The 20,203-nt window shown below is 40.7% G+C and carries 16 protein-coding genes and 1 riboswitch; of the genes, 5 read left to right on the forward strand and 11 right to left on the reverse strand.

Annotated features, from left to right (window positions below; translation table 11 throughout):
• Positions 1 to 189: 189 nt before the first annotated feature.
• The 5 genes from RE409_RS03570 to RE409_RS03590 form a co-directional block, all read right to left on the reverse strand.
• Positions 190 to 1,110, reverse strand: coding sequence for an EamA family transporter (locus tag RE409_RS03570; RefSeq protein ID WP_201222126.1), 921 nt, complete (start codon positions 1,108 to 1,110; stop codon positions 190 to 192).
• Between the two features lie 292 nt (positions 1,111 to 1,402).
• Entirely contained in the window at positions 1,403 to 1,750 is a 348-nt protein-coding gene (locus RE409_RS03575; RefSeq protein ID WP_201182806.1) for a hypothetical protein, read from the reverse strand.
• A 13-nt stretch (positions 1,751 to 1,763) separates the two neighbouring features.
• A complete protein-coding gene (locus RE409_RS03580) occupies positions 1,764 to 2,294 on the reverse strand; it encodes an NAD(P)H-dependent oxidoreductase (protein WP_201182804.1) in 531 nt (176 codons plus the stop codon).
• Between the two features lie 18 nt (positions 2,295 to 2,312).
• On the reverse strand, positions 2,313 to 3,917 hold the full coding sequence (locus RE409_RS03585) for a DHA2 family efflux MFS transporter permease subunit (protein WP_397443443.1): 1,605 nt from the start codon (positions 3,915 to 3,917) through the stop codon (positions 2,313 to 2,315).
• Positions 3,918 to 3,971: 54 nt separating this feature from the next.
• Entirely contained in the window at positions 3,972 to 4,610 is a 639-nt protein-coding gene (locus RE409_RS03590; RefSeq protein ID WP_201254230.1) for an HlyD family efflux transporter periplasmic adaptor subunit, read from the reverse strand.
• Positions 4,611 to 4,977: 367 nt separating this feature from the next.
• On the opposite strand from RE409_RS03590, the gene RE409_RS03595 reads away from it, so the two are divergent.
• Positions 4,978 to 5,436, forward strand: coding sequence for a MarR family winged helix-turn-helix transcriptional regulator (locus tag RE409_RS03595; protein ID WP_309558552.1), 459 nt, complete (start codon positions 4,978 to 4,980; stop codon positions 5,434 to 5,436).
• 59 nt (positions 5,437 to 5,495) lie between these two features.
• On the opposite strand, the gene RE409_RS03600 is transcribed toward RE409_RS03595, so the two are convergent.
• The 4 genes from RE409_RS03600 to RE409_RS03615 form a co-directional block, all read right to left on the reverse strand.
• Positions 5,496 to 6,587 (reverse strand): FUSC family protein, encoded by a 1,092-nt coding sequence (locus RE409_RS03600; RefSeq protein ID WP_053344494.1) that lies wholly within the window; start codon positions 6,585 to 6,587, stop codon positions 5,496 to 5,498.
• A 367-nt stretch (positions 6,588 to 6,954) separates the two neighbouring features.
• Entirely contained in the window at positions 6,955 to 11,427 is a 4,473-nt protein-coding gene (locus RE409_RS03605; RefSeq protein WP_309559233.1) for a glutamate synthase-related protein, read from the reverse strand.
• Between the two features lie 333 nt (positions 11,428 to 11,760).
• Positions 11,761 to 13,050, reverse strand: coding sequence for a glutamate-1-semialdehyde 2,1-aminomutase (locus RE409_RS03610; protein ID WP_309558553.1), 1,290 nt, complete (start codon positions 13,048 to 13,050; stop codon positions 11,761 to 11,763).
• Positions 13,051 to 13,194: 144 nt separating this feature from the next.
• Positions 13,195 to 13,515: a hypothetical protein gene (locus RE409_RS03615; RefSeq protein WP_201182791.1), complete on the reverse strand. Its 321-nt coding sequence runs from the start codon at positions 13,513 to 13,515 to the stop codon at positions 13,195 to 13,197.
• Positions 13,516 to 13,666: 151 nt separating this feature from the next.
• Between RE409_RS03615 and RE409_RS03620 the strand changes: the two genes are divergently transcribed.
• Genes RE409_RS03620 through RE409_RS03630 form a run of 3 tightly spaced genes read left to right on the forward strand, consistent with a single transcriptional unit; the run spans position 13,667 to position 16,304 of the window.
• Entirely contained in the window at positions 13,667 to 14,674 is a 1,008-nt protein-coding gene (locus RE409_RS03620) for an ABC transporter ATP-binding protein (RefSeq protein WP_053344498.1), read from the forward strand.
• A gap of 48 nt (positions 14,675 to 14,722) precedes the next feature.
• Positions 14,723 to 15,514, forward strand: coding sequence for an ABC transporter permease (locus tag RE409_RS03625; RefSeq protein WP_056522169.1), 792 nt, complete (start codon positions 14,723 to 14,725; stop codon positions 15,512 to 15,514).
• 4 nt (positions 15,515 to 15,518) lie between these two features.
• A complete protein-coding gene (locus RE409_RS03630; protein WP_201182789.1) occupies positions 15,519 to 16,304 on the forward strand; it encodes an ABC transporter permease in 786 nt (261 codons plus the stop codon).
• Between the two features lie 40 nt (positions 16,305 to 16,344).
• Here the strand turns inward: RE409_RS03630 and RE409_RS03635 are convergent, their stop codons facing one another.
• Both RE409_RS03635 and metE read right to left on the reverse strand, forming a co-directional pair.
• On the reverse strand, positions 16,345 to 16,833 hold the full coding sequence (locus tag RE409_RS03635) for an acyl-CoA thioesterase (RefSeq protein ID WP_201182787.1): 489 nt from the start codon (positions 16,831 to 16,833) through the stop codon (positions 16,345 to 16,347).
• Entirely contained in the window at positions 16,826 to 19,135 is a 2,310-nt protein-coding gene (metE, locus tag RE409_RS03640; RefSeq protein ID WP_309558554.1) for a 5-methyltetrahydropteroyltriglutamate--homocysteine S-methyltransferase, read from the reverse strand. The genes RE409_RS03635 and metE overlap by 8 nt, the downstream gene beginning before the upstream one ends.
• Before the next feature lie 154 nt (positions 19,136 to 19,289).
• A riboswitch (cobalamin riboswitch) is annotated at positions 19,290 to 19,481 on the reverse strand.
• 291 nt (positions 19,482 to 19,772) lie between these two features.
• Between metE and RE409_RS03645 the strand changes: the two genes are divergently transcribed.
• Entirely contained in the window at positions 19,773 to 20,192 is a 420-nt protein-coding gene (locus RE409_RS03645; RefSeq protein ID WP_309558555.1) for a potassium channel family protein, read from the forward strand.
• Positions 20,193 to 20,203 lie beyond the last annotated feature (11 nt).

Below are 20,203 nucleotides of genomic sequence, written 5' to 3' on the forward strand. Positions count from 1 at the left end.
AAAAACTATCACAATAAGTGTAAAGCTCCCAAATTGTTAAAGTCGTTCATGATGTAATTTGCATACTAAAAGAGCATCGGTAATCGATGCTCTTTATTGTTGAATTTTCAGCTGTTTTAAATGTGAAAAGTAAAACAAAAAAGTAATTTAGCCTGCAATACTTCCAGTTAAAAGAACCTGCTATATTCATTAGGATACTCTTTTTTCGTGCGAAGTCCTTTTACTATTAGGAAGAAATCTAGTGAGATGCTTTATCCCCTCAGGTAATGCAATTCCGATAATAATCAAGAACATTCCGAACCACTGCAGGGATGTAACTTGTTCATCTAGGAAGATAACCGAAACGACCATCGCGGAGGGCAATTCTGCCGCACAAAGAATCGTGCCAAGCCCGACACCAACTTTCGGCATACTGACAGCAAAGAAAAAGAAAGGAACAAGGACACCCAACGTGCCAAGCAGTAGACCATAATACCATAGGTTTGTTTGAACCAGATTTGTTACAAGTGTGATAGGGTTAGTAGTGAATACAGCAGTCAGCATCGCCCCTGTTGCAATGAAAAACAACCGCTTCATGGAAGATTCTCCAACGGCGAACTGAGAGTTACAATACATATAAAGAGCAAAAAGTAACGCCGATAAAAGGCCAAACAATACTCCTTTAAAACTAAGTGCAGAGAGAGGCTGGCCAAAAATTGCTCCAGCTAATAACGTACCGATAAATAGAACGAAAATGGCAATGAGTTTATTTTTATCCGGACGTCTTTTATTTAGAAAGCTTTCGATTAGGACGCCGATCCAGGTAAACTGAAATAAAAATACCACGGCTATCGAAGCTGGAAGCTCTGATACTGAGACGGCATATGCCTTCCCGACAAAAGTGGACATCATCCCTGTGAATAAAAGTAATCCGGCACTTTTCCATGAAACTTTATATTTAAACGAAAAAAGAAATAAAACAGAGACAATCAGCCAGCCGACCAGGTATTGACTTCCGACTAATTCTCCGGAAGAATGGCCGTCCATGAATCCAAACTTAATCATAGTGGATAATGTACCGTATGAGATAGAGCCGATTAAAACCATTATGGAATACTTCAATAGTTGCATAATTTTTCACCCCTATAAAAATAAAAATCGCCACCTGCCTAAAGGGCAAGTGACGAACGAAAAAAGGAAATCCTTTTAAAATTCCGTCTCTCAACAAAAGCTGAGTTTAAAAATGATGGTGTTGCATTACCTTAGCTTAAAGTCTCTGTGAATAATTGTCAACCAGAAAAAAAAGTAAAGTAAACTCGTCGATGGGTAAGCTTAAGGCGACAACAGCCCTTTAGATTCCCTTATACTCTGAATTATAAAATAAGATCCCCACATGGTCTAACGCCAATGTGAGGATCTTATATTATTTGCCATTTTGCTGAATATCCTCTAACGTGCCGCGATATTCTTCATCCTTCATTTTGCGAACGGTTGGATTGTTTTCTTCAGATGAATCATCGTTTGAGTTCAGTTGACTGTGAAGATTAGAAAGCACCAAACGATAATCATCATCCTTCATTTTCAGTTCATCCCTGTCCTTTTGGACAATGATTTCGGTACTAAGGTCAATTTCTGGGGAAAAAGCGGACTCTTCTAAAGAGTGCTCTTCCTCAACGACCGGCTTCTCATCAGGGGATAACGCTTTGATATTAAAAGTAATTAAACCCGTAACCGCTAAAATGGCAACGATAATAATTAGAATTATGCCCATTGAATCAAGCCTCCTAGAGCTCGTTTATGAATGATCGGGTGACATGGGCAACCCGTTTTCCTAATGCTTCTCCAAGCTGGAAGTCCTTTGTGGTGATGCTGTCATCCACGCCGGGTGGGCAGCTGATTCCCACACCATAATAAGACCCGTATAATGCGTTTTCAGGAACAGTACCAGGTAAACCGACAATGATCATCCCCTGATGAAGCATCGGAGTAATCAAGTTCAGCATCGTAGCCTCCAGCCCGCCATGTAAGGTAGCCGTAGTACAGAATACAGCCCCGACTTTATTGATCAGTGTACCTTCCGCCCATAGATAGCCTAGTTTATCAATCCAGGTTTTCAGACTCGAACTGATGGTTCCGAAATGTCCGGGACAGCCCCAAATGATGGCGTCCATTTCTGGAAGCTTATAAACATCCGCCTCGTTTACATGATCAATTAGAACTTCAGCTCCAGGAACCATAGCGGCTCCATGAGCGATTGCTTCGGCAAGTGCCTTCGTGTGGTTGCCTTCACTGTCGTATATAACATAGATCTTCATTCTTATCCCCCTATTTGGTTAAACTGATTTTTTTACTGGTGAAGGCAATAAAGGTACATCCATTTTCTTTTGTTTAGTTTGTTTAAATGTTTTGTCCTTCCGAACGTCACGCAAAAACAGTGAGAGAACAATGCCGACAACTGCAAAGCCTGTTGCCCAAAAGAAAGCATCATTGATTCCCATTACGTTTGCTTGACCCTGGATTTGGGTGGAAATCAGTGACATTGCGGTTTCCTGTGCCTGTTCGCTAGTTTGATTCATGGAACTCATGATGGATTGAACCATTGATTGGAAATTTTGCACAAAACCAGGGTCACTACCACTCATATCCGTTCCTAAAGTGATGCCATGAAAAGAAGCACGAGTTGTATAAATGGTCGTAACAAAGCTTGTTCCGATGGCCCCGGTTACTTGTTTCACCGTATTGCTCATCGCAGTACCATGTGTATTCAGATGCTTTGGAAGCTGATTCATCCCAGCTGTCATAATTGTCATCATCAGTAAAGACATTCCAAGAGAACGAATGGCATAGAAGATAACCAAAGTCGAATAGGTCGTCTCTGTAGTCAGGTTTGCGAATTCAAAGGTTGTGATTGCTGTAATAATCAAACCAACAAGTGCTAATGGACGAGGTCCGACTTTGTCAAATAAAGCTCCCGAAATAGGAGACATCACCATCATCACAAGTGCTCCCGGTAACATCAATAAACCAGATTGAACAGGTGTGAATCCCCTTAGCGTTTGTAAATAAATCGGCAACAAGAAAATACCGGTAAACATCGCCACCGTCACGATAGCTGAAATAATATTTGATAAAACGAACATATCGTACTTAAACACACGGAAATCGAGCATCGGTGTATCCGATTGTAGCTGCTGAACTACAAATAGGGTAAGAAGGAGAAGCCCAACGATGATGGTTCCTAGAACGATAGCGTCTAACCAGCCTTTTGAACCTGCTTCACTTACACCGTATAGTAGGGATGCTACACCTATCAGAGATAAGGATGCACCTAATATATCCAATTTGATTTTCTTGGGTTCTGCCACATTGCGCATATTTAAAAAGGCTAGTGTCATGATGATTATGCCAAATGGCACCATTGCATAGAACATGACTCTCCAGCTATATTCCTGTATGACCCAACCAGATAAAGTTGGACCGATGGCAGGGGCAAACATGATAGCGAGCCCAAAGATTCCCATTCCTTTCCCACGCATTTCTGGAGGGAAGATAAAAAGGATGATCGTCATGACTAATGGCTGTAATATCCCGCCACCAGCTGCCTGAATTAACCGGCCGGTAAGAATAACAGGGAAATTTGGTGCAATACCACAGATAAGAGTTCCGACTGTGAATAAAAACATGGCAGCGAGGAATAAGACGCGCGTGCCAAAACGCTCAATTAAAAAAGCGGACAAAGGAATCAATGCCCCATTGACGAGCATGAAACCAGTGGATAACCATTGAATCGTAGTTGCTGCGACATTAAATTCAGCCATCATTCTCGGCATCGCGACACTTAGCAAGGTTTGATTCAAGATGACCATGAACAAGCCAAGCATTAAGATGATTAACATGGGAGCATATTGTTTCATTCCTTTGTTTTCATTTACTGAGATTGTTTGAGGAGCCATTTAAGCCAACCTCCTTTCTGTAAACCTGAGTTGGCAAGATTATTTTGTTGATATCTTCACTTCGGCGTTCATGCCTGGTAATACTTTATCAGAAGGAGCCTTAATGGAAATTGTAACTGGAACCTTTTGAGTGACTTTTGTATAGTTTCCGCTACTATTTTGGTTACCCATCACTGAAAAGACTGATGTGGTTGCGTAACCGATTTGTTCTAATGTACCCTCGAAAACCGTATCGGGATCTCCATCGATGATAATATCGACGCTATCACCCTTTTCAATGTTTTTCAGTTTATTTTCTTCAATATTAGCTGTTATCGATAGTTCTTCCATATTTATGGTCTGTGCAAGAGTTTGACCTGCTTGGACAAGTTGATCCTCTAATACCTGTGTTTTAACAACTGTACCTGGAGCTGAAGTTTTTACAGTTTGGTCACCTTCTACCGTTGCTACTTTAGCCACTTTTTTGTCTTTACTGACAATGTCGCCTTCTTTTAGGTCCCAATCTGTTAGTTTTCCAGAAGCAGGAGCTACGATCGTATATAAATCTCCTGTAACTTTTGCTTCATCTGTTTTGATGAAATTCGTGCTTTCATAATAGTAATAAGCCCCTCCGCCTACAACTGCCAAAATAACCACTAATCCAATGACATTGATTAAAATTAAACGTCCTTTATTCACGTGTTTTTCGCCTCCAAGAATTTTTGATAATGATTCAATTGAATTGCTCTAAAAAATTGTCACACGATTTGTTGCAGGTCCTTCTATAAAAAACTGACGTGACCTAATTAACACCTGCCTTCTATGTTTATAGCATATTAGTTAAGTTTAATAAATATTAATTTTTATAAGTATTAATATTATTAAATAAAAAGTTTACCAGTTTACTTAATTTTTGTCATGTAATATATTCGGAGTTACTGATGGTAAATAAACCCTAATGGGAAAATTGAGGGGAAGAACTGCGGCTTTAAGGATAAAAGATGAGTAGATTTGACAATACTTTATCATTTATTTAAATTTAAGGTAGGATTGTCCTATATAAGGAGTGAGAAGGCTGGATTTTAAATGGGAAGTAACCAATAGTGTAGAAATGCAGATTTTTCGAATCAGGAAGAAACTTCGGAATATCGTTGTCAAAAATCTTCAGCCTTATGGATTGACTTCGCCTCAATTTTTCATATTGATGATATTAAAGCGAGAAGGGTCAATTAAATCAACTCAACTGGCTGACTTTTTGACGGTGAAGCCGAGTGCGATTACTGTTTTTGTAGATAAATTGGTCGAAATGGATTATGTGAAACGGCAGCCTTCAGAAAAGGACCGCAGAGTCATTAACCTTGAATTAAAAAAGGGCGGGGAAGAAATTTTGGGTAAAGTCCTTGCGGAGCATAACCGATTAATGGGTAAGAACTTTAACACATTCTCAGAGGATGAGATGCAGGATTTATTAATGAAATTGGATAGGCTTGAAAAGGCAGCAGATCAACACCTTTTGGAAGATTGAATAGAAGTACAATAAATAGAAAAACGAAAAAAGACGGTTCCGAGGAACCGTCTTTTTAATTAATCTTCTTCATATTGGACAGAGATTTCATTGTCATCCTTATGGAAGGACTGGAAGCTGACAATTAGCTTTTCAAGATGCTCCAATTGTTCGTCATACTCTATGACGGCTGAAATCAACGGTACAAGGCGGGCAGAAAGATGGCCCAAGTTATCATGCATTTCGTCCACTTGATTTTGCTGTTCAAAAAAGTGGGCAAGAAGCTCTTTACGACTTAAGCAATCCTGATCCCAATCTTCAATTTCCTCAATCGCTTTAATTTTTTCGATATGCAGTAATATCAGCTGTTCATGCTTACGAATTAGGGAATCAAGCTGCTGCAAGATACTCCGTTGGAAATCTTCAGGCATTTGATAAAGTTCATTCTCGAATTTATGAATTCTCTTCAAAGTTTCAAACGCCTTTTTTGTGGTGATAATCATTTGTCGATATACAACTAGCTTCCTGGCTTTAGCAACACTGTTCTTTTTGAAATATTCACGTTCCTCTTTGTACATGGAATAGATATGTTCTAGATCAAGTAACTCTTCTTTTAATCTGCTGATGTCTTTTTTCAATAATGTGTGTTCAGTAGCATGTCTTGTGCTAATTCGAATCCATTTTAAAATATCTTCCGTCACATCTGTTATGCGTGTATAAAGCTTTGCTTCATACTTAGGTGGGAGAAAAACAAGATTGACGATAAAAGATGAGACAATCCCCAGTAAAACAGATGAGAGACGAATAAAGGCAAAGTTTAGAAATTCACCTTGCTGACTTTCCATAATGGCAATAACCGTCACGATAGAAAGTACAATTGTTTTATCCATTTTTAATTTTAAATTGATGGTTATGACGACCATCACGGCTAGGCCGATTATAAAAATGTCATTTCCGAATATCAATACGAAGGAAACAGCTACCAACGCCCCGATTATATTTCCTTGTACTTGTTCCAATACCGTTTGATAAGAACGATAAATGGTCGGCTGTATTGCAAAAATTGCAGCAATCCCAGAAAGAACAGGAGCAGGAAGATTAAGTAGTTCCGAAAGATAAAGAGCTAAAACAATCGCTATTCCTGTTTTGAGAATGCGGGCACCAAACTTCATATATAGGTTAATCCTTTCTTTGTAATGTAATAGGTTTTTATAACAAAGGCTCTAGTTATATATAGACTATTGCTTAAAGTTGTATTCTAACTTATTTGTTAGTACTTTACACTAAAATAAGAGGAAGTAAACAAAAAGTAATATACAGGAATTCCCTAAAAGTTACAATGGGTAATTTTAAGTCTAATGTATAAAGAAAATAGAGGCAATTTATCATACGTGTAATTACCTCATATGTCTTTCTCTTCAGGCAGTGTAAATAGAAGAATACTATTGGAAAAAGCTGATGCTCAAAATAAAGAGCATCAGCTTTTTCGATAATATTAAGACTTAAGCTGCCAAGTATCTTTCAAGTGAGAACTTTTTATTACTCAGTGGATACAGCTGGATCCGCTTGTTCTTTAACAGGAACAACTTGAAGGAAATGTTTACTAGGGTGTTGAAGCAAAGTCTCTAGAGAAGTTGCTTCTTCTGTTTGGCCTTGATCTTTTAACAGAGACACGTATTTTCCAAGAAGTTCAGTCACGTCTTGAAGACCTTTTTTAGAAAGCGCCTCAATTGAAATTTTCGCTCCTTTTGCAACCCGCTTTTGAATAACTTCTTTCGTTAATCCAGCTTCAGGTTGTTGACGTAAATAAACCACACCGCCGGTCATCCCTGCACAGATCCATGGACCCGGATCACCTAGAACCAATCCTCTTCCATTTGTCATATATTCAAAAGCAAATCCCTTAATATTGGAAGTTACCGCAATATTTCCAGTTTCCTTTGCTGGAATGGGTTGCTTCAGCAGTCCGCCAATAATCATATCTGCTCCGGAAAGCCGGATTCCTGCCCTGGCATCGGCATCGCCTTGGGCAATAAGGAGACCGTGCTGTGCGCCATATCCGAAGCCTTTACCGACTGATCCATTATAAAACTTTCCATCTTTCCCGGGAGATTTAAAAATGGCGATATTTCCACCAATCGATGTTTTACCAATTCCATCCTGGGCGCCGCCATTTACGCTAATCGAGATTCCTTCGGTATTGTATGCCCCAAGTCCATTACCTGGAATCGAGCCATCCTGATAGGATAGGTGAACAGGAGGAAGTTTTTTGTATGATCCATCGAGTCTGCCTCGGACCCGGTGGCAGGATACCCGGCTACCGAGTACACGCTGCTCGGATGTGATCGAGCTATAGCTGCGGGATTGCTGCAGTTCTTCCACATGTGAATCCAGGTATTCTGCACCTACAGCAACCTGCATGGAACCCTCGTTCAAATAAGTCGCTTTTTCTTTATTAGAGAATGGCGTTATATCCAGGTTTTTTAATAAATATGTTAAATCCAGTGTTTGTTGACCTTTAACTTGCTGAAGCAAATCAGAGCGACCAACAATATCTTGAAGATTCTTCACACCAAGAGATCCGGTCAGTGCTTTAAGTTCTTTGGCAAACGCAGTGAACATATTCGTTAATCCTTGAACCGCTAAATCAAATTTTCGAGGAACAAAGCGGCGTAGCCCATGTTCTTTTGCTTGGGCTTCCGATTCGATTTGAGTGGCGATTCCAACATGGCATGTATCAAGGTGACAGCCACGGCACGTTGTACAGCCAACTGCAATCATCGAAAGGGTTCCAAAGCCGACACGGTTTGCCCCAAGCAACATCAATTTTAATATATCCATCGAGCTTTTTAACCCGCCATCAGCCCAAATTTCAATGTTTTGACGAATCCCGGATTCAAGGAGCGCGTTATGGGCCGCCTTCACACCTATCTCAACTGGAAGACCAACATGTTCGAGGGCATGAATCCGAGCTGCACCTGTTCCGCCATCAAAACCAGAAAGCGTGATGATATCGGCGCCAGCTTTGGCGACACCGACTGCAATCGTACCAATGTTTGGAACAACTGGTACCTTAACGGCGACTTTGGCTTTGTCGTTTGCCGTTTTTAACTCATGGATCATTTGCGCCAAATCTTCAATAGAGTAAATATCATGGTTATTGGAAGGGGAGATTAAGTCAGAACCAATGGTTGCATTCCGGGCTTCCGCAATTTTCGCGGTAACCTTCGAGCCGGGAAGATGTCCGCCCTCACCAGGTTTTGCCCCCTGCCCAATTTTAATTTCTAATAGATTAGAAGAGTTTAAGAGCTCTGCGTTGACACCGAAACGGCCGGAAGCAATCTGCTGTCCGCGGGATTTCGGGTACTTGCCCAGCATATCCTTAATTTCTCCACCTTCACCATTCATACTAATCATACCTAACCGTTCGGCAGCCTCTGCGTACGCCCGGAAAGCTATCTCATTTTGAGATCCAAAGGACATAGAGGCAATGACAAATGGCAGCTCCTGTTCGCCGATAGAAAGACTGACTTCTTCGGAAGGGACAGATGAATCGGAAGCTTTTAAGGATGTTAAATGACGAATCGTTGTCGGATTGGACTCTTCTTGTTCAGTAATTTTTTCGCGATAAGCGTCATAGTCCCCGGTTGAAGCAACTTCTCCAATCGATTTCCAAATCCTCGGGAATAAATGAAAGGTTTTACCCATCCGTTCTTTTTCATTATTGTAATCTACCGCACGCTGTATGGCGTCGGCTTTTATTTTGTCAAAGTTATAGTCTAAATCATTTGAACCAAAGAAGTTAGCGATATTTAAATAATTGGCAATTTCCTCATGCAAGCCGATGCTTGAGAAAAGTCGTCCATAGCCGCGTAGTTCATGAATGCCGATGGTGGAGATAACTTTCTCGAGTCCTTTTGTCAATGAGTTATATAGATTGGTAACACCCTTAAGATCATCAGAAGATAAGGATAGGAACATGAAATACGGACTGATTAAGTTGGCTCCAAGTCCATAAGAAACAATGATATCATGCAGGGATCTTAGTGATGCAGAACGTAAAAGAATGGAACAATCCCTACGTTTACCTGTATTGACTAATGCTTGATCGACTGCTGAAGTGACAAGGTGTGGATCAAGCCAAAGATTTCCGTTTTGATGGGCGAGGGCATCATCCAAAACGAGCAGAGTTTTACCTTCATCGATTGCGTTAACTGCTTCATCGGTAATTCTGGTTAATGCATCCGGAATACTTTCATCCTCTGTAAAAGTGCTTGAAATAAAATGTACTAGTTTTTGATCTTGATTATATTTAACGAATTGATCGTAGCTAGGCTGCGAAACAATAGAAGAGCATTCATAACCTGTTAATCCTTCAATTAGTAAAGGAGTTAGAAGCTCCGTAACTTTCCCCGCCTTTTTTGCTTCAAATAAAGAAGGTCGTTTCCCAATGATGGTTCTTGTTGAGAAGTGCTCGGTTTCCCGATCCCGGTCGATCGCTGGGTTGGTTACGACGGCGACACTTTCCTTAATGAAATCTGCAATATTTGTCCGCTGAGGATTGAGGGCGGCCAGTGGTGCATCGTGACCTAGTGAACGAATAGGTTCAGCTCCTTTTTCGGCCATCTGTTCGACTAATTGAACATGCTCTCTTTCCCAGCCAAAGGCTTTATATTGGCCGTTATGAATGGCTTGTGTGTTTGTCATGGAGACCACTTTTTCAAAAAACTGTGGCTGTAAGCGAACTAGATCATTGTAAAGAACAAAACGATTATTGAAAAGCTCAAACACCTTATCCTGGAAATCTTTGTAGTTGTACAATTCAATAGAATCACCGTTCCATTTCAAGCCGACTTTTTCCCCTGGACCCAATGGTTTTGGATCTCCTGTATATTCATTAGAAGAAATGATACCTGGTTCAGAAGTGAACATATAGGATGTTTCCGTTTCAATATTCCAAAGTGGACGCAAGCCTAAAGAGTCGACAGAGAAAACTGCTTCGTCGCCAAAACGGGAGATAATTCCAGCAGGACCCTGTGCAAAATGTCCCCATGCTTCTCGTAAATACGTATATAAGTTTTGTAAGTGTTCAGGATATTCCTTGATTTCATTAATAATTGGAGGGAAAACAAGATCGATTGCCTCAAACAAAGAGTAGCCATGACGACAGATAAATGTTTCAATTGTTTTGTTTAAATCCTGGGAGTCACTCCCGTCTTTTGCGATTGGAACCCCAATCATTTTTGCTTCATCACGCAATTTGGCAATAGTATTGATTTCGCCGTTATGTCCAAGCACACTGAAGGGCTGGACCCTGAAAAAGCTTGATAGAGTATTAGTTGAAAAACGATTGTGTCCTAGGGTCATAGTGGAAGCGGCTAAAGGGTCAGCAAGATCATGGTAATAGGCAGGAAGCGTATCTCCGGCCCCCATTACTTTGTAGACCGCATGATACTGGCTTAGAGAAGCAACATGGATAAAATCACTTTTTTCGATGTCGGAAGTTAGTTCAAAAAGAGCATTGGAAAGCTCCTGGTGGTTTTCGATTGTGGATGAACAGGCAAATTGCCAGAACATTGGGTCTTCTTGAATGGCAATCGGCCCTAATGCTTCAGAACGGTATGCTTTATCTGTTTCGAAGATCAAGGAAAGCCCGTGTTGAAGGAGTTTCTCTTTGACTTCGATTTTCAAATCATTTGCTTCTGTTTTATTGCTTAAAAATAAGTGGCCGACTATGAAGGCATCTTGATCGACGATGCTGGAATCGATATTTTCCGCTTCAAGCTTCTTTTTCCAGAGAGCCCTAGGAATATCAATATGAATACCGGCGCCATCTCCTTCACCATTAATAAAGCCGCAGCGATGGTTCATTTTAACCAAAGCGTCGATACAGGCAAAGATATTTTCGTTGGTTGGGATTTTCTTTTTTTCAATGCAGGAAACAATTCCGCAGGCATCATGTTCTTCTCTGTAAAATTCTTTGAATGAAGCAGGTGTCCATTGTTGAGTCATATGTTTGGCGTGAATAAGGTTTTCCCTTATTTTCTGCCTTTCACCTCCTGTAGCATTTGATTTAACGAGGATAATATTAGTAAACTTAAACAAACGTTTAAGTTATTAATTGATTGAAAGAAATTGTATATAAATGTATTGATATCATATCATTTAAATATTCAGAAATCAATTTTTTATACAATAGATTGGATGAGAGGATTAGTGTCAATTTTATGAAAAAATGCTTTAAAGGCCAATTTCAATGATTTATTTAAAGGAAATAAGAAACCTCCAAGAATGATGTGCATCTTGGAGGTGTATAAAAATTGCATAATTATGCTTTTTTATTTCTTATATTAGGTTTTTGAATGCATGTTCAACCGCTTTTAGAGTATAAGCGATATCATCATCTGTGTGAGCTATTGTCAAGAACCAAGCTTCATATTTTGACGGTGCCAAATTGATGCCTTGGTGAAGCATAAGCTTGAAAAACTTACCGAACATTTCGCCATCCGTGTTTTCTGCCTGCTCATAATTTTCAATTTTTTCTGTTGTGAAGTAGATGGTTAAAGCCCCTTTAAGGCGATTAGTAGTGATAGGGACATTATATTGGCGAGCTGCTTTTAGGATACCTTCTTCGAGGATTTTTCCTAAGCGATCAAGATCATCGTATAGACCTTCTTCTTTTAGAACTTCTAAGCATGCAATCCCAGAAAGCATGGAAGCTGGATTACCTGCCATCGTTCCTGCTTGGTAGGCAGGTCCGAGCGGTGCTACAGTTTCCATGATTTCTTTTTTACCGCCATAAGCGCCGATTGGAAGGCCTCCACCGATTATTTTTCCAAGGGCAGTCAGGTCAGGCTGAATTCCCAAAAGGTCCTGTGCTCCACCGTACATAAAACGGAAAGCGGTGATAACTTCATCAAAAATAACGAGTGAACCGGCTTCATGAGATAGAGAGATGACTTCTTCTAAGAAGCCTGGGTTTGGCTCGACGATTCCAAAGTTGCCGACAATCGGCTCGACTAGGACACCTGCAATCTCATTGCCCCATTTGTTAAGCGCTTCTTTAAATGGCTCGATATCGTTGAAAGGCACCGTGATGACTTCTTGTGCAATACTTTTCGGCACACCAGCAGAGTCCGGTGTTCCAAGCGTAGACGGACCTGAACCTGCAGCTACGAGAACAAGGTCGGAGTGACCATGATAACAGCCGGCAAACTTGATGATTTTGTCGCGTCCAGTATAAGCGCGGGCCACACGGATGGTGGACATAACAGATTCAGTACCTGAATTGGTGAAGCGGACTTTATCTAGGGATGGAATCGCTTCTTTCAGCATTTTGGCGAACTTGACTTCGTGTTTGGTGGGCGTACCGTATAAAACACCTGTTTCAGCTGCTTTTGTAATCGCCTCTGTTATATGGGGGTGGGCGTGGCCAGTGATGATCGGCCCGTATGCCGCTAGATAATCGATATACTTGTTGCCATCGACGTCCCAGAAGTAAGCTCCCTTGGCATGATCCATGGCTACCGGTGAACCGCCGCCTACGGCTTTATAAGAACGAGAAGGGCTGTTGACCCCGCCGACAATATGCTCCAATGCTTCTTTATGTAAAAGCTCTGAATTACTAAAATCCAATCTAAAAACCTCCTAAAAATACAATCATAATCCCCTTAATCATAGCACTTTTCTGGCCAGAAATCTGGGGTGAAAGGTTGGGAAATAGGGTCTGGCCCCTAATAAAAACGCTGAAACCCTAGAAACAGCAGGCTTCTTCGCATTTTATTTTGTTTGGGAAATAGGGTCTGACCCCAAAACTTCAGTTATAAAGGATAGGATGTTCAGGATGGTGATAGGGTTTTCGATGTCAAAGCTTTGGCGTTTGATTTCACCTTGGGCTTGGTAGAAGATAAGGTGGCCGGTTCCTTTTTCTTCATTAATATGCAAGTGGAAGCTTAAGGGGGTGTTTTCAATCGATCCGGAGGAATCCCTTTGAACAACTTGGCATAATATTTCATCGTATTCATCTTCGTAAAGGAAATCATATCGAAGATCGATAACGACCTTTTCGATTTGGGATAGTAATAATTGTTTAATATTCATAGCATACTTGTCTCCTTTATATATGTATCTCATGCAACGCCAAAATTTGCCCTGAAAATAGTCCTTTGCATCTAGGCATTTTTATTGTCTAAAAAGCTGAGGTTGGATAAACTAATTCATTAGGACAAGAGATTACGGAGGAAATAATAGAATGAGTGATGCAATTCAAGTGAAACAGCTGCGGAAGGAATTTAAGTCGGTATCAAGCCGATCTGGTTTAAAAGGGGCCTTTCGCGATTTACTTACAAGAAATTATAAAATTGTTCCTGCTGTTAACGATATTAATTTTACTGTAAAAAAGGGTGAGATGGTAGCTTATATCGGGGAAAATGGTGCAGGGAAATCGACAACGATTAAAATGCTGACAGGTATTTTAGAGCCAACAGCGGGTGAAATTACGGTAAATGGCATGAATCCACATAAAGAACGGGAAAAGTTCACGCAGACAATCGGGGTTGTATTTGGTCAGCGCTCCCAGCTGTGGTGGGATATCGCAGTCCAAGAATCCTTCCGGTTGCTGAAAAAAGTCTACAAAGTATCAGATGAACAATATAACGACCATATGGAACATGTGATCAAGACGCTCGATATCGGCCCTTTGCTCGACAAACCGGTGCGTAAACTTTCACTTGGTCAGCGGATGCGCTGTGAGCTTGCTGCAGCACTGATTCACAATCCACCGCTGCTGTTCTTAGATGAGCCGACGATTGGCCTTGATGTGCTCGTGAAAATGAAAATTCGCGAGTTTTTGAAAGAAATCAATAAAAAATATAACACGACAATCCTTTTGACTACCCATGACTTAGGAGACATAGAGGCTTTGTGTGAGCGCGTAATCATGCTTGATGAAGGCCAGATTATTTATGATGGGGAACTGCAGAGTTTGAAAGATAATTGGGCGGAGGAAAAACAGGTTCACTTTCAATTTATTGAGCCAGTTGAGTTACACGAATTGCAATCCTTACCGCTGCCGTTTACCGCGAACTGGGTATACGATGAAAAACATCAAACTTACATGGCTATGATGAAAGAGGAAAGCGATCATATTTCACAGCTTGTTTCTGCGGTCGTATCACATTTTAAAATTAAGGACGTCAAAATTCATGAAACCTCTATCGAAGAGATTGTTCGTAATATTTATGAAGAAGGCACGGTCTGACTCTCGTACCATTAAGAAACAACGTGTCTGACAAGAAGGGAGAGGACCATGGGGAAATATCTTGCTATGATTCGCATGCGTTTTTTGATGATGCTTGCGTATCGAACGGATTATTATACCGGTATTTTAATTTATAGCATCAATATTGGTGCTTATTATTTCTTATGGAATGCGATATATGGGGATAAAAGCTCCATCGAAGGACTTTCAAGTATGCAGATGACAACCTATGTAGCGGTTGCCTGGATGGCGCGTGCTTTTTATTTTAATAATATTGACCGTGAAATTGCTAATGAAATAAAAGACGGCAAAGTTGCCATCGAAATGATTCGACCTTATAACTACTTAGGCATGAAGACGATGCAAGGACTGGGAGAGGGAATATTCCGTTTCTTCTTCTTTTCCATTCCAGGTATGCTGCTGGTAGCTTTTATTTTTCCTATCGAATTGCCACATGAACCGGCAACGTGGGGAATATTCGGCATTTCCTTGCTGTTCAGTTTCATCATTAATACACAAATTAACTTATTGACGGGAATCACTACATTTTTCTTATATAACAACGCAGGGTTGATCCGGGCAAAAAGAGTCATCATTGATTTATTTTCCGGGCTGTTACTACCAATCAGTTTTTACCCAATATGGGCGCAAGAAGTAATGAAGTATTTGCCCTTTCAAGGGATCAGCTATGTACCAAGTATGATTTTCACAAATGGTTATAGCTCAGGCGATATCGGCATGGCCTTATTACAGCAATTTATTTGGGTCATCATTCTCATAATACCAATTCAGCTTTTATGGATAGTCGCAAAAAAACAGCTGATTATTCAAGGAGGTTGATGAGATGTTCTATGTATCGATGTTTTTTCAATATGTAAGCCAATATATGAAAACGAGATTGCAGTACCGTGCCGATTTTTTCATGGAAATTCTTTCTGACCTATTGAATCAGGTTGTGAATCTGGTATTTATCTTAGTTGTTTTCGGACATACGCAATTTTTAAGCGGTTGGAGCCGTGAAGAAATTATTTTCATATACGGATTCTTCCTTATACCATTTGCTCTTTTTTCTTCATTTTTTAATATCTGGGATTTTAACGATCGCTATATCGTTAAAGGTGAGATGGACCGAATATTAACTAGGCCAATCCACAGTCTGTTTCAAGTCATTTTGGAAAGAATTGAGCTTGAATCATTATTTGGTGTTGTGACCGGCCTGATCATTATTTTCTATTCGGGTGCTTCGTTGAATCTCGAGCTTGTCTGGTATGACCCTATTCTCTTTGTGATTTTTTCAATCGGTGGGGCACTTGCTTATGCGTCCATCTTTGTAGCAATTGCAAGTATTGGGTTCTGGTCGGATGCGAAAACGTCAATCATGCCAATGATGTACAATATCGGGAACTACGGCCGCTATCCTGTTGATATTTATAACAAGGTCATTCGGTTTGTACTTACATGGGTGCTGCCATTTGCGTTTGTCGGCGTGTATCCAGCCTCTTATTTTCTTAGAAAAGAAGAGTGGTATGTTTATGCATTTGCAACACCGGTTATCGGGATTGTCTTTTTCACTGTATCTGTTTTCATTTGGAATCAGGGAGTGAAAAGGTACCGAGGGGCCGGAAACTAAAAAAATCCCTTCAACATTAACACTGTTGAAGGGATTTTTCTTATTTACGCTTATTCTTTCTTTCAATATATCTAGCTTGTGCTTGAACAAATTGCTGCTTTTCCTCTTCCGTTTCCGGAAATACCTGAGGAACGGGGGTGGGCTTTCCATCTTCGTCTATTGCTAGCATCGTTAAAAAAGCACGGGCTGTAAGCTGCTTTTCGCCGGTTAATAAGTTCTCTCGCTCTACTTTCACAAATACCTCCATCGACGTCCGATGGGCACAGGTGACATAGGCCTCAAGGTTAATCGCATCCCCTGTCTTGATGGGTGCCAAAAAGTCAAAGGAGTCACTTGATACGGTCACAACCGGTTTTCGGCAATGGCGCATTGCTGAAATGCAGGCGATTTTATCTACATAGGCCATCACCTTACCGCCAAAGATGGTGTTGTGATGATTCGTATCTGGTGGGAAAACAAGATCTGTTAAAAAAGTCCGTGACTGCCGGATAGGATTAGCATTTGTAAGATCAATACCTTTTTCAGTCATTTGACTGTTGATTGACCAGTAGGTTTTTGCGAACGATTGTTGCGGCTTCCACCATATTTTTCAAAGAAGCAACGGTTTCAGGAACGCCCCTTGTTTTCAGACCGCAGTCCGGGTTAATCCAAAATTGATCTTTATCCAATACTTTGATGCCTCGTTCAATCATATCGACCATTTCCTCGACTGCAGGAACCCGTGGACTGTGAATATCATATACGCCTAGACCAATACCCTTTTCATACGTTTTTTCCTCAAATGCGGTAGCTAGTTCACCGTGGCTGCGAGATGTTTCTATGGAAATTACATCGGCATCCAGGGAAGAGATGACATCCATGAAGCTGTTGAAATCGCAATAACACATATGCGTGTGAATTTGAGTTGTATCTTCCACACTTGAAGTGGAAATCAGGAAGGAGTTCACAGCCCATTTTAAATATTCATCGCGGTCGCTTTTTTTCAATGGCAGACCTTCTCTAAGGGCAGGCTCATCCACCTGAATCATTTTGATTCCGGAAGTTTCTAACGCTCTCACTTCTTTTTCCAAGGCAAGAGCTAACTGGTAGCAAACATTCTCCCTTGAAATATCATCACGTACAAATGACCAGTTCAGAATTGTTACAGGACCTGTCAGCATTCCTTTTACCGTTTTCTTCGTCAGGGATTGCGCGTACACACTTTCCCGGACCGTCATCGGCTCGATGAAATGAACATCGCCGTAGATAACAGGCGGTTTTACGCAGCGAGAACCGTAAGATTGTACCCAGCCTTTTTCGAGGAAAACGAATCCGCCCAGTTTATGGCCGAAAAATTCAACCATATCTGTTCGTTCAAATTCTCCATGTACAAGAACATCCAAGCCGATTTCTTCCTGGATATCGATCCATTTGCTGATTTCCTCGTTAACAAATGTTTCATATTGAGCAGCCGTCCATTCTCCTCGTTTGAATTTCCCGCGAGCTTGTTTTACTTCAGCTGTCTGCGGAAAGCTTCCGATTGTTGTTGATGGAAGGAAAGGCAGTTTGAAAAATTCCTGTTGTTTGTGATAACGCTCTTTAAATGGCAGCTGACGGCCGGCTGTTTGACTCTTCGCCTGTTCGACACCAGTTTGGACGTCTTTATGGTTTCGCGCGTTTGAATTTGCTAACGTTTGAAGTGCTAATTTGTTAGCGGCTACTTTTTCAGCAATTGCTTCGGCACCTTGATTACTACCTTTTACTAGTAGAGTGATTTCTTCAAGCTTCTCATCAGCAAAAGCAAGGGCCTGTTGCACTTCTTTAGTAAGAGCCGTCTCATTACGAACCGTTACTGGTACATGAAGCAGGGAGCAAGAGGGTTGAAGCCAAATTTGGTCTTCGGCTACGTTTTTTGTGAGGGTATTGATCAACTGATTCTTTTTCGATAAATCGGAAAGCCATATGTTTTTCCCATCAATCACACCTGCACCGAGCACTTTGTCTTTCGGGAAGCCGAATTCTTGAAGATTACTAAGGTTTTTCCCTTTATCATGGACAAAATCAAGACCGATCCCTTGAACGTGTAATTCAATAACTTCTTGGTAGTGCTCTACCGCATCAAAGTATGTTTGTAGCATGATGTTCAAGTTTGGAGCTGCTTCATTCAATTTTTCATATAAGTAAGTAACAGTTTGCATATCATCTTTAGAAATGGATGAAACAAGGGAGGGTTCATCCATTTGCACCCACTTCACGCCTTCTTGTTCTAACTCTTGCAGAATTTGTGTGTATAAAGGCAGGAGACTAAGGATGATTCCAGGTACATCTTGCTTATTGTAGCCTTTAGACAGAGTAATAAAAGTATAAGGTCCGACTAAAACGGGCTTAGCTTCAATTCCTAGTTTTTCTTTGGCTTCGCGATAAGCAGCAAGTGGTTTATTTTCTGTCAAAGTCAGCTTCGACGGTTTTAATTCGGGAACGATATAGTGATAGTTTGTATTGAACCATTTCGTCATTTCAGAAGCAACTTCATCCTTGTTTCCGCGAGCCATAGAGTAATATACAGAAAGGGGAACAGTGCCGCCTTTATAGGCTGAATAACGCTCAGGAACAAGACCGAACATTACAGACATATCGAGCATTTGATCATATAAAGTAAAGTCATTGACAGGAATAATATCTATACCTTGGTCCTTTTGCTTTTGTAAGTTGCCTAAACGGATGGCTTCTAGCTGTGCCGTAAACTCCGATTCATCGATTTTTCCGGACCAGTAAGCTTCTAATGTGCGTTTCCATTCACGATCTTCCCCAATTCGCGGGTACCCTAAACTACTACTTTTCAATATTCCCATCCTCCTACATTCTTTTTTCTTTTAATAAAATAACAACAAAAAAAGCACCCCTAACCGTCAAAAGAGAAAGTTAGAAATGCTTAAAATAAAGGGGTATACAAAAACCCCTTAAAATTATAAGGTCCCTAACACTTCCCTATTCTCCGTAGGTTAAAACAGTGTTGTCGAAACAGGCAGGTCTCCTGACTTTAGGAATCTTATTAGCGGCAGGCCTTCCCAATCCGAAAATCAGTGGCATATTGCATAGCGCTAACATTCCTATTACAGTGGCGGGACCGTGCCGGAATTACACCGGACTTCCCTTTTAATCCTAAAAAAAATAGGAACCTATTTCCACATATGAAATTTCACAAACCCGCTGTAAATTAAACTGCAGGCAACAAATATTTATAAAATAAAAACTATTATAAAAATTTAGACAAGCTTATCATATCCCGACTAAAATGGTCAACAAGGAAAAAAGTCTCGGGAAATGGGGCCTGACCCCGCCCTATATCGACAAAACTATTGGTGCACCTAGGTTTGTTTAAGGATGTGAATGTTGGGAAATGGGGTCTGACCCCTAAATAAAGAATATATTGTTTGGACGGGGAGTATGTATAGGGGGAGTGGGTTGTTTTGAAATGAGGCGTGGGGGATGACTTTTTACATCTTGATTGCAGGGATTATTTTTTGCATGGTGATGAGCATTCGAACGTTATTTCTTGTTGAGTCGGGAGGAAAAAAGTTTTCTCTAGAGGATATGCTATGGCTCGGCAATTTATATGCGACGATATTAGTAGGTTTTGCACTGATTTATTTATTATACGAGCTTCAGAATCATTCGGTGATTCTTGATAAGGGCAATCGTTTAGACGGCAGTTTTTACGAGCAACTGAAGACTTCTTTTTATTTTAGTGCAATGACAATGTTTTCAGTAGGGTATGGAGATATAGCCCCGATAGGCATGGGCAGGATGATTGCGACAATCCAGGCGTTCATTGGATACACTCTCCCGGCTGCGTTTGTGATCCGGACAGTGATTGACTTAGAACAGAAGGAAAGGAAGAATAAATGAAAGTTGTGTTT

This window comes from Peribacillus sp. R9-11 (assembly GCF_031345095.1).
Classification (GTDB): domain Bacteria; phylum Bacillota; class Bacilli; order Bacillales; family DSM-1321; genus Peribacillus; species Peribacillus butanolivorans.